The sequence below is a fragment of the Pseudomonas mosselii genome, assembly GCF_005796105.1.
GTDB lineage: Bacteria > Pseudomonadota > Gammaproteobacteria > Pseudomonadales > Pseudomonadaceae > Aquipseudomonas > Aquipseudomonas mosselii_C.
This window is the reverse complement of sequence record NZ_VAUO01000003.1, coordinates 348,709-358,864: the sequence shown is the minus strand read 5'-3', so window position 1 is coordinate 358,864 and position 10,156 is coordinate 348,709. Positions and strand designations below refer to the sequence as shown.

10 protein-coding genes are annotated in these 10,156 nt (G+C 63.6%); 7 read left to right on the top strand and 3 right to left on the bottom strand.

The window, feature by feature from the left end:
- Positions 1-51 precede the first annotated feature (51 nt).
- On the bottom strand, positions 52-726 hold the full coding sequence (rpiA, locus tag FEM01_RS10745; RefSeq protein ID WP_138219410.1) for a ribose-5-phosphate isomerase RpiA: 675 nt from the start codon (positions 724-726) through the stop codon (positions 52-54).
- A 135-nt stretch (positions 727-861) separates the two neighbouring features.
- Here rpiA and ilvA point away from each other — a divergent pair, with 135 nt between their 5' ends.
- Both ilvA and FEM01_RS10735 read left to right on the top strand, forming a co-directional pair.
- Positions 862-2,376: a threonine ammonia-lyase, biosynthetic gene (ilvA, locus tag FEM01_RS10740; protein ID WP_138219409.1), complete on the top strand. Its 1,515-nt coding sequence runs from the start codon at positions 862-864 to the stop codon at positions 2,374-2,376.
- A gap of 107 nt (positions 2,377-2,483) precedes the next feature.
- Positions 2,484-2,909, top strand: a complete 426-nt coding sequence (locus tag FEM01_RS10735) for a DUF2269 domain-containing protein (RefSeq protein WP_138219408.1) — start codon at positions 2,484-2,486, stop codon at positions 2,907-2,909.
- 53 nt (positions 2,910-2,962) lie between these two features.
- Here FEM01_RS10735 and FEM01_RS10730 read toward each other — a convergent pair whose 3' ends face one another.
- Complete coding sequence (locus FEM01_RS10730; RefSeq protein WP_138219407.1) at positions 2,963-3,619, bottom strand: HAD family hydrolase; 657 nt, start codon at positions 3,617-3,619, stop codon at positions 2,963-2,965.
- 140 nt (positions 3,620-3,759) lie between these two features.
- Here FEM01_RS10730 and FEM01_RS10725 point away from each other — a divergent pair, with 140 nt between their 5' ends.
- Both FEM01_RS10725 and ptsP read left to right on the top strand, forming a co-directional pair.
- Positions 3,760-4,239 (top strand): RNA pyrophosphohydrolase, encoded by a 480-nt coding sequence (locus FEM01_RS10725; RefSeq protein WP_028688498.1) that lies wholly within the window; start codon positions 3,760-3,762, stop codon positions 4,237-4,239.
- 22 nt (positions 4,240-4,261) lie between these two features.
- Entirely contained in the window at positions 4,262-6,535 is a 2,274-nt protein-coding gene (gene ptsP / locus FEM01_RS10720; protein ID WP_138219406.1) for a phosphoenolpyruvate--protein phosphotransferase, read from the top strand.
- Positions 6,536-6,647: 112 nt separating this feature from the next.
- Here the strand turns inward: ptsP and FEM01_RS10715 are convergent, their stop codons facing one another.
- On the bottom strand, positions 6,648-7,394 hold the full coding sequence (locus tag FEM01_RS10715) for an NRDE family protein (protein WP_138219405.1): 747 nt from the start codon (positions 7,392-7,394) through the stop codon (positions 6,648-6,650).
- Positions 7,395-7,513: 119 nt separating this feature from the next.
- On the opposite strand from FEM01_RS10715, the gene FEM01_RS10710 reads away from it, so the two are divergent.
- From FEM01_RS10710 to FEM01_RS10700, 3 genes are read left to right on the top strand one after another with little or no spacing between them, the layout of a single operon-like run.
- Positions 7,514-8,296, top strand: a complete 783-nt coding sequence (locus tag FEM01_RS10710) for a sulfite exporter TauE/SafE family protein (protein WP_138219404.1) — start codon at positions 7,514-7,516, stop codon at positions 8,294-8,296.
- 16 nt (positions 8,297-8,312) lie between these two features.
- Positions 8,313-9,122, top strand: a complete 810-nt coding sequence (gene lgt / locus FEM01_RS10705) for a prolipoprotein diacylglyceryl transferase (protein ID WP_138219403.1) — start codon at positions 8,313-8,315, stop codon at positions 9,120-9,122.
- Positions 9,123-9,172: 50 nt separating this feature from the next.
- Positions 9,173-10,144, top strand: coding sequence for a thymidylate synthase (locus FEM01_RS10700; RefSeq protein ID WP_138219402.1), 972 nt, complete (start codon positions 9,173-9,175; stop codon positions 10,142-10,144).
- The last annotated feature ends 12 nt before the right edge of the window (positions 10,145-10,156 follow it).

Below are 10,156 nucleotides of genomic sequence, written 5' to 3'. Positions count from 1 at the left end.
CGCGACAGCGCGGCCCAAAGGGCTGGGTAATCTCCTACAGCACCCGTAGCTTCACTCAGCCTTAAGGCTCTTCACGCCTTCGGCGGTGCCCAGCAGCAGCACGTCAGCCGGTCGCGCAGCGAACAGGCCGTTGGTCACCACGCCAACAATCGCGTTGATCTGGGCTTCCAGCTCCACTGGGTTGGTGATCTGCAGGTTGTGGACATCCAGGATCACGTTGCCGTTATCGGTCACCACGCCTTCGCGGTAGACCGGGTCGCCGCCCAGCTTGACCAGTTGGCGCGCCACGTGGCTGCGGGCCATGGGGATGACCTCGACCGGCAACGGGAAGGCGCCCAGCACTGGCACCAACTTGCTGGCATCGGCGATGCAGATGAAGGTCTTGGCCACTGCCGCGACGATCTTCTCGCGGGTCAGGGCTGCGCCACCGCCTTTGATCAGGTTCAGGTGGGCATCGCTTTCGTCTGCGCCATCCACGTAGAACTCCAGCTCGCTGACGCTGTTGAGTTCATACACCGGAATGCCATGGCCCTTCAGGCGCTGGGCGGTGGCCTCGGAACTGGCAACGGCGCCATCGAAGGCAGCCTTGTGCTGGGCCAGGGCGTCTATGAAGAAGTTGGCTGTGGAACCGGTGCCGACGCCGACGATGCTCTTGTCATCCAGCTTCGGGAGGATGAGATCGACAGCGGCCTGGGCGACGGCCTGTTTGAGTTGGTCCTGGGTCATGCGGGCTCCGTGAAGGGGCTGGGCGGATGGCAAAGGGGCCTAGTATAACGGCTAGGAGGGCTTTGCTGTGGCTGCCCGACAGCCCGCTGCGGTAGACTCCCAGCCCTTGTCCCGCGGCCCAGTGATGCTTTCCCGATGCTCGAACAGTACGTCAAGAAGATCCTCACCTCGCGCGTCTACGACGTTGCCGTCGAAACCCCGCTGCACAGCGCCGGGCAACTGAGCAAGCGCCTGGGCAACAGCGTGCTGCTCAAGCGCGAAGACTTGCAGCCGGTGTTCTCGTTCAAGATCCGCGGGGCTTACAACAAGCTGGCGCAGCTTACGGCTGAGGAACTGGCCCGTGGCGTGGTCACCGCCTCGGCCGGCAACCATGCCCAGGGCCTGGCCCTGGCGGCGCGCGAGCTGGGCATCAAGGCCACCATCGTGATGCCTAAGACCACCCCCGAAATCAAGATCGAAGGTGTGCGTTCGCGGGGCGGCAAAGTGGTACTGCACGGCGACTCGTTCCCCGAGGCGCTGGCGTACTCGCTGAAACTGGTCGAGGAAAAGGGCTTCGTCTACATCCACCCTTACGACGACCCGCACACCATTGCCGGACAGGGCACCGTGGCCATGGAAATCCTGCGTCAGCATCCAGGCCAGCTGGACGCGATCTTCGTGCCGGTCGGTGGCGGCGGCCTGATTGCCGGGATCGCTGCCTACGTGAAGTACCTGCGCCCGCAGATCAAGGTGATCGGCGTCGAGCCGGACGACTCCAACTGCCTGCAAGCCGCCATGGCCGCTGGCGAGCGCGTGGTACTGCCGCAGGTCGGCTTGTTCGCCGACGGCGTGGCGGTGGCGCAGATCGGCCAGCACACCTTTGACATCTGCCGTCAGCATGTGGATGAGGTGATCACCGTCAGTACCGACGAAATCTGTGCCGCCATCAAGGATATCTACGACGATACCCGCTCGATCACCGAACCTGCCGGTGCTTTGGGCGTGGCGGGTATCAAGAAGTATGTCGAACTCAAAGGTGTGACCGGGCAGACCCTGGTGGCTATCGACTCTGGCGCCAACGTCAACTTCGACCGCTTGCGCCACGTAGCCGAGCGCGCCGAACTTGGCGAAAAGCGCGAGGCGATCATCGCCGTGACCATCCCTGAGCGTCCGGGCAGCTTCAAGGCCTTCTGCGAGGCTATCGGCAAGCGCCAGATCACTGAGTTCAACTACCGCAAGCACACCTCGGACGAAGCGCACATCTTCGTCGGCGTGCAGACCCACCCGGAAAACGATCCGCGCGCGGCACTGGTACAGCATCTGACCGAGCAAGGCTTCCCAGTCACCGACCTGACTGACAACGAACTGGCCAAGCTGCACATCCGCCACATGGTCGGCGGGCATTCGGCTGGGGCCAGCGATGAGATCGTGCTGCGCTTCGAGTTCCCCGAAAGGCCCGGCGCGCTGTTCAACTTCCTCAACAAACTCGGTGGCCGCTGGAACATTTCGATGTTCCACTACCGCAACCACGGCGCTGCTGATGGCCGGGTGGTGGCGGGCTTGCAGGTGCCGGAAGAAGAGCGTCACCTGGTACCGGCGGCCTTGGCCAAGATCGGCTATCCGTACTGGGATGAAACCGAGAACCCGGCTTACAAGCTGTTCCTCGGCTGAGCAGCTAAGCTAAGCCAGATATCGCGCTTTGTGTAGGAGCGGCACGAAGCCGCTCCTACAAGAGCAGACGGCAGCGCACGAACGGCCTGATAAAGGACAATCCAGAAATGGAACACCTGACCACCCTCAAGACCCTGCATATCGCTGCCACCGCCATCTTGCTGCTTGGCGCCCTGTGCCTGGCGGTCTGGACCGTGCGGGCTCGGCGCAAGGGCGACAGTGAGGCCTACGCCAAGCTGCTGCGCCGGCCGCTGGTGTTCGTCTGGTTGCTGATGGGGTTGTGCCTGGTGAGCATGCCGTTCACCGGCTGGTGGCTGGTCCATCTGGTTGGCTGGCCCCTGGGGCAGACCTGGGTGCTGGCCTCCAGCGTCCTTTACGCATTCGGCGTGTTCGCTGTGTGGTGGCTGCTGGTGCGCCTGAACCGGCTACGCAAGGCTGAGCGAGTAGGGCTCAGGTTCACCCTGGCGCTGGCGCTGTTCAGCGGAGTGTGCCTGCTGTCTATCGCCGGGCTGATGGGCGCCAAACCGGTCTGATAGTTTTTCATCGCCTATGTGGACCACCGCGAAAGGGCTGGGCCAGGAATACTTCAATCGCGCAACGAAATCACCGGCCAGCCGCGCGCCTGGGCTTCGGTGCGCAGCTTCGGGTCTGGGTCCACCGCCACCGCATGGGTCACTTTCTCCAGCAGCGGCAAGTCATTCATCGAATCGCTGTAGAAGTAGCTGTCTTCCAGGTCGAAGCCGTTTTCCAGCATCCAGCGGTTCAGCCGCGTCACCTTGCCTTCACGAAAACACGGTATATCGGTACTGCGCCCGGTGTAGCGGCCATCCTGCCTCTCGCATTCGGTCGCCAGCAGCACGCGCACGCCGAGGCGGCGGGCGATGGGGGCGGTGACGAAGCGGTTGGTGGCGGTGATGATCACCAGTTGGTCGCCCGCCTCGCGATGCTGCTGCAGCAAGGCCAGGGCCTTGGGCAGGATGATCGGTTCGATGCAGTCGTGCATGAACGCGCGGTGCCACTGGTCGAGCTGGGCAGGCTCGGTGGCGGCAAGGATCTCCATGGAGAAGGCCAGGTAGGCCTGCAGGTCCAGGGTGCCGGCTAGGTAATCCTGGTAGAAGGCATCGTTGCGTGCCTTGTACGCGACCGGGTCGAGGATGCCCCGCTCGCACAGGTAGTCACCCCAGGCGTGGTCGCTGTCGCCGCCGAGGAGGGTATTGTCCAGGTCGAATAAAGCCAGGCGCATGTGGGTCGCTCGCAGAAGCCTCGTGAAGCCCCGCAGAATACGGAGTTTTGATCGCTCTGCACATAAGCGTGGCGGGCGCGTTGCTGCGCTCGCAGGCTTTGTGGAACAATGCGGCGACATGCGTTTGCGAGGTTGCTGCCGTGATCGACCCCGATGGTTTTCGCCCCAATGTCGGGATCATTCTCACGAATGATGCCGGGCAGGTGCTATGGGCTCGGCGGATCAACCAGGATGCCTGGCAGTTTCCCCAGGGGGGCATCAACCCTGACGAAACACCAGAAGACGCCCTGTACCGCGAGCTGAACGAAGAAGTTGGCCTGGAACGCCAGGATGTGGAAATACTTGCCTGCACCCGTGGCTGGTTGCGTTATCGTTTACCCCAGCGCCTGGTGCGCACCCACAGCCAGCCGCTGTGCATTGGCCAGAAACAAAAGTGGTTCTTGCTGCGCCTCGTGAGCAACGAGCAACGGGTGCGCATGGACCTCACCGGCAAACCGGAATTCGACGGCTGGCGCTGGGTCAGCTACTGGTATCCGCTGGGCCAGGTGGTGACATTCAAGCGCGAGGTCTACCGACGCGCCCTGAAAGAGCTAGCCCCGCGCCTGCTGACGCGCGACTGACGACGGAGTCCGACCCCGAGCCATGCTCAATACGCTGCGCAAGATCGTCCAGGAAGTGAACTCCGCCAAAGATCTCAAGACGGCGTTGGGTATCATTGTCTTGCGCGTCAAGGAGGCCATGGGCAGCCAAGTCTGCTCGGTCTACTTGCTCGACCCCGAAACCAACCGTTTCGTGCTGATGGCCACCGAGGGCCTGAACAAGCGCTCCATCGGCAAAGTCAGCATGGCCCCCAACGAAGGCCTGGTCGGCCTGGTCGGCACCCGCGAGGAGCCGCTGAACCTCGAGAACGCCGCCGACCACCCCCGTTACCGCTATTTCGCCGAGACCGGCGAAGAGCGCTTCGCCTCCTTCCTCGGCGCGCCGATCATTCACCACCGCCGTGTGGTCGGGGTCCTGGTGATCCAGCAGAAAGAGCGGCGTCAGTTCGACGAGGGCGAAGAAGCCTTCCTGGTGACCATGAGCGCTCAGCTCGCCGGTGTTATCGCCCACGCCGAGGCCACCGGTTCGATCCGTGGTCTGGGCCGTCAGGGCAAGGGCATCCAGGAAGCGCGTTTTGTCGGCGTACCCGGCTCGCCCGGTGCAGCGGTGGGCCGTGCAGTGGTGATGCTGCCGCCGGCCGATCTTGAAGTGGTGCCGGACAAGACTGTCGAAGACATCGACAACGAACTCAAGCTATTCAACAACGCCCTTGAAGGCGTGCGCGAAGACATGCGCAAGCTTTCGGCGAAGCTGGCTACCCAGCTGCGCCCCGAAGAGCGCGCGTTGTTCGACGTGTATCTGATGATGCTCGAAGACGCCGCCCTGGGCGGCGAGGTGGTCGAGGTCATCAAGACTGGCCAATGGGCCCAAGGCGCTCTGCGCCAAGTGGTCGGCGAGCACGTCAACCGCTTCGAGCTGATGGACGACGACTACCTGCGCGAGCGCGCGTCGGACGTCAAGGACCTCGGCCGGCGCCTGTTGGCTTACCTTCAGGAGGCCCGCTCGCAGTCGCTGGTGTACCAGGACAACACCATCCTGGTCAGCGAAGAGCTGACCCCTGCCATGCTCGGCGAGGTGCCCGAGGGCAAGCTGGTCGGCTTGGTATCGGTACTCGGTTCGGGCAACTCCCATGTGGCGATTCTGGCCCGGGCGATGGGTATTCCCACGGTCATGGGCCTGGTCGACCTGCCGTATTCGAAGGTCGACGGCATCGAGCTGATCGTCGACGGCTACAAGGGCGAGGTATTCACCAACCCCGGCGAGGTGCTGCGCAAACAGTACAGCGACGTTGTCGAGGAGGAGCGCCAGTTGGCGCGTGGCCTCGACGCGCTGCGCGAGCTGCCGTGCGTCACTCCCGACGGCCACCGCATGCCGCTGTGGGTCAACACTGGCCTGCTGGCCGACGTGGCTCGCGCCCAGCAGCGTGGCGCCGAAGGGGTTGGTCTGTACCGCACCGAAGTGCCGTTCATGATCAATCAGCGTTTCCCTAGCGAGAAGGAACAGCTAGCGATCTATCGCGAGCAGTTGCAAGCCTTCCACCCGTTGCCGGTGACCATGCGGACCCTCGACATCGGCGGCGACAAGGCCCTGTCGTATTTCCCGATCAAGGAAGAAAACCCGTTCCTCGGCTGGCGTGGTATTCGCGTCACCCTCGATCACCCGGAAATCTTCCTGGTGCAGACCCGCGCCATGCTCAAGGCCAGCGAGGGTCTTAACAACCTGCGCATCCTGCTGCCGATGATCTCTGGTATCCACGAGCTGGAAGAGGCCCTGCACCTGATCCACCGGGCCTGGGGCGAAGTGCGTGACGAAGGCACCGACGTGCCGATGCCGCCGGTAGGCGTGATGGTGGAAATCCCGGCAGCGGTGTACCAGACCAAGGAGCTGGCGCGGCAGGTGGACTTCCTGTCGGTCGGCTCCAACGACCTCACCCAGTACCTGCTGGCGGTGGACCGCAACAACCCGCGGGTCGCCGACCTTTACGACTACCTGCACCCCGCCGTGCTGCAAGCGCTCAACACCGTGGTGCGCGATGCCCATGGTGAGGGCAAGCCGGTGAGTATCTGCGGCGAGATGGCCGGTGATCCTGCGGCGGCGATCCTGCTGATGGCCATGGGCTTCGACAGCCTGTCGATGAACGCCACCAACCTGCCGAAGGTGAAGTGGATGCTGCGTCAGGTGAACCTTAGCAAGGCCAAGGAACTGCTGGAAGACGCGCTGAGCCATGACAACCCGCAGCTGACCCACAGTGCGTTGCAACTGGCGCTGAAGAACCTTGGGCTGGCGCGGATGATCGGGCCGAACAAGACGCTCTGAGATCATGGGCCCGCTTTGCGGGCCTTTCGCGGCACAAGGCCGCTCCTACACGGGCCTGCGTCTCCCTGAGCGGCCGTTTGCTGCGAAAGGTGCGCCAAGCGCCCCTATGGCTTCAAATCGTGATATCCACTTCCCCCAGATGCCCACCGAACGGCCCGAAGCTGCGCTCCACCATTCGTCGCCGTCCTGAGTTATCCACAATCAGCACCGTACTCGCCCGGGTCCCGTAGTTCTGGCTGGCAATGAACACACTCGACAGCAATTTCTCGGTGGCCAGCCCTACGCCGGTGTCTGGCAGCGCACTGTCGGGCGCTTGAGTGGCATCGGCCAGCAGCGCAAGCAACTGCTGGGGATCAGCCGAGTCGAGCAGGCTTTGCAGCCCACTGCGCGCCTTGAGCAGCTTCGGCCACGGCGTATCCAGCCCAGCGTTGGACAGCCCGTACACGCCCGCCGCCAGCAGGCGCGGGGAGGCTTCCCGCGCATGCAGGTAGCCCAGTTGCTGCGAATCACCCACCAGCAGGTTGAAACCCGAATATTGCGCGCTGCGACTGGCAACTTGGTCCAGATAGGCCTCGACGCCCAGCTCGCCCTGCAAATAGGCCGCGACCAACTCGCCCCGCGAGCGCGGCCCCTGGGGCTGGCCTGGGGCGCGGATATTGGTCAGTGCTGCGAAGCGCCCCTGCGGCCCGATCCCCAACCAACTGCCGCCAGCCTCCAGGTCGCGTCCCGCATGCACCCCCGGTGCATCCTCCCACGCCGCCAGGGCTTGCGTTGGCCGGGCGTAGAACTCGTCCCGGTTGGCCGCGACCACCAGCGGCCGGGCGCTCCCCGGCTGCCACGCGAATACGATCAGGCACATAGGTTATCCCCTGTGTTTTCGGCCACTTTACCGGCAAACCCGCTCCTGACACAGAGTTCACTAGAGCCGCGGCCTTGGCTTCCGTTACCATGCCGGATTGTTTTTGACTGGGGCCACGAATGGAATTCGTACTCTACCTGCTGTTGGGAGCCTGTGCCGGCGTGCTGGCCGGGCTGTTCGGCGTGGGCGGTGGAATCATCATCGTGCCTGTGCTGGTATTCAGCTTCACCTTGCAGGGCTTCGATCCTTCCGTGCTCACCCACCTGGCGGTCGGTACATCGCTGGCGACCATCGTCTTCACCTCGATCAACGCCGTGCTCGAACACCAGCGCAAAGGCGCGGTGCAGTGGCCGATCTTCGCCTGGATGACCCTGGGCATCCTGCTCGGTGCACTGGTCGGGGCCAAGACCGCGTCGCTGATCCAGGGCCCGATGTTGCAAAAGATCATTGGTGTGTTCGCCTTGGTAATCGCGGTGCAGATGGCGCTGGAAATCAAACCCAAGGCCAGCCGAGGCATTCCCGGCAAGCCGGCGCTCACCGCTGCCGGTGGCGTGATCGGCTGGGCTTCGGCGATCTTCGGTATCGGCGGCGGTTCGCTGACCGTGCCGTTCCTGACCTGGCGCAGCCTGCCCATGCAGCAGGCGGTGGCCACCTCGTCGGCCTGTGGCCTGCCGATCGCCGTGGCCAGCGCGTTGAGCTTCATGTGGCTGGGTTGGCACGAGGAGCACCTGCCGGCCCACAGCCTGGGCTATGTCTACCTGCCCGCGCTGGTCGGCATCGCCGTGACCAGCATGTTTTTCGCCCGCTTCGGCGCGCGCCTGGCGCACACGCTGTCGCCGCGCGTACTCAAGCGCCTGTTCGCCGCACTGCTGTTCTGTGTCGGCTTGAGCTTCCTGATTTGAACAAAGAGGACTGAGCATGCTGCCTTATCCGCAGATCGACCCCGTGGCCGTGGCCCTCGGGCCGCTGAAAATCCACTGGTACGGCCTGATGTACCTGATCGGCATTGGCGGCGCCTGGCTGCTGGCCTCGCGTCGACTGAACCGCTTCGACCCCACCTGGAGCCGCGAAAAACTCTCCGACCTGGTGTTCTGGCTATCGATGGGGGTGATCGTCGGTGGCCGCTTGGGCTACGTGCTGTTCTACGACCTGCACCAGTACCTGGCCAACCCGACCTTGATCTTCGAGGTGTGGAAGGGCGGCATGTCATTCCACGGCGGCTTCATCGGCGTGATGCTGGCGGCGCTGTGGTTCGGCAAGCGCAACAACAAGTCGTTCTTCGAACTGATGGACTTCGTTGCCCCGCTGGTGCCGATTGGCCTGGGCGCGGGGCGCATCGGCAACTTCATCAACGCCGAGCTGTGGGGCAAGCCCACCGACGTGCCGTGGGCGATGATCTTCCCGCCGTTCAGCGACCCGGCCCAATTGCCGCGTCACCCGTCGCAGCTGTATCAGTTCGCCCTCGAAGGCGTGGCGCTGTTCGTGATTCTCTGGGCGTTCTCGCGCAAGCCTCGGCCAACCATGGCGGTGTCTGGCATGTTCGCGCTGTTCTACGGCATCTTCCGCTTCATCGTCGAGTTCGTCCGCGTACCGGACGCTCAGCTGGGTTACATCGCCTGGGGTTGGCTGACCATGGGTCAGATTCTCTGCGTACCGATGATCCTCGCTGGTCTCGGCCTGATCTGGTGGGCTTATAATCGCAAGCCAACGGCGACACCCGCCCACTGAAACCTCCACGGCAGGGGCGATCCCCCTGCCGTGTTCGCTACAGGTAAGCCATGAAACAGTATCTGGACCTGGTCCGTGACGTGATCGAAAACGGTACGCTGCAGGAAAACCGCACCGGTATCCGCACCATCAGCCTGCCGGGCGCCATGCTGCGGTTCGACCTGCAAAAGGGCTTCCCGGCCATTACCACGCGCAAGCTGGCGTTCAAGTCGGCGATTGGCGAGATGGTGGGTTTCTTGCGAGGTGTGAAGAACGCCGCAGAGTTCCGCGAACTGGGCTGCAAGGTCTGGGACCAGAACGCCAACGAAAATGCCCAGTGGCTGGCCAACCCGTTCCGCCAGGGGCATGACGACCTGGGCGAGATCTACGGCGTGCAGTGGCGCCAGTGGCCGGGCTACAAGCGCATCCCGCTGAGCAACCCGGCGGCTATCGAGATGGCCGAAAAGGCCGGTTTCCGCCGCATCGCCCAGGATGAAGAAGACGGCCAGGCGTTCGTCGTGCTGTTCAAGGCCATCGACCAGGTGCGCCAGTGCCTGGACACCATCGCCCACGACCCAGGCAGCCGACGCATCCTGTTCCATGGCTGGAACTGCGCCCAGCTCGATGAAATGGCCCTGCCGCCGTGCCACCTGCTGTACCAGTTCCACCCGAATGTCGAGACCAAGGAAATCTCCCTGACGCTCTACATCCGCTCCAACGACCTGGGCCTGGGCACGCCGTTCAACCTCACCGAGGGCGCCGCGTTGCTGTCGCTGTTCGGCCGCCTTACCGGCTACACCCCGCGCTGGTTCACCTACTTCATTGGCGATGCCCATGTGTACGAAAACCACCTGGACATGCTCAACGAGCAGCTCAAGCGCGAGCCACTGGAGGCGCCGAAGCTGGTGATCAGCGAGCGTGTGCCGGCATTTGCCGAAACGGGTGTCTATGCGCCGGAGTGGCTGGAGAAGATCGAGCCGAGCGATTTTTGGCTGGATGGGTACGAACACCATGCGCCGATGACAGCGCCGATGGCGGTCTGACAGATCCTCGTC

Excerpts from the sequence above, each read along its gene's own strand:
- FEM01_RS10715 (WP_138219405.1), bottom strand. The coding sequence starts at position 7,394 with ATGTGCCTGATCGTATTCGCGTGGCAGCCGGGGAGCGCCCGGCCGCTG.
- FEM01_RS10735 (WP_138219408.1), top strand. The coding sequence starts at position 2,484 with ATGGAACACCTGACCACCCTCAAGACCCTGCATATCGCTGCCACCGCC.
- FEM01_RS10700 (WP_138219402.1), top strand. The coding sequence starts at position 9,173 with ATGAAACAGTATCTGGACCTGGTCCGTGACGTGATCGAAAACGGTACG.
- FEM01_RS10730 (WP_138219407.1), bottom strand. The coding sequence starts at position 3,619 with ATGCGCCTGGCTTTATTCGACCTGGACAATACCCTCCTCGGCGGCGAC.
- ilvA (WP_138219409.1), top strand. The coding sequence starts at position 862 with ATGCTCGAACAGTACGTCAAGAAGATCCTCACCTCGCGCGTCTACGAC.
- ptsP (WP_138219406.1), top strand. The coding sequence starts at position 4,262 with ATGCTCAATACGCTGCGCAAGATCGTCCAGGAAGTGAACTCCGCCAAA.
- FEM01_RS10710 (WP_138219404.1), top strand. The coding sequence starts at position 7,514 with ATGGAATTCGTACTCTACCTGCTGTTGGGAGCCTGTGCCGGCGTGCTG.
- rpiA (WP_138219410.1), bottom strand. The coding sequence starts at position 726 with ATGACCCAGGACCAACTCAAACAGGCCGTCGCCCAGGCCGCTGTCGAT.
- lgt (WP_138219403.1), top strand. The coding sequence starts at position 8,313 with ATGCTGCCTTATCCGCAGATCGACCCCGTGGCCGTGGCCCTCGGGCCG.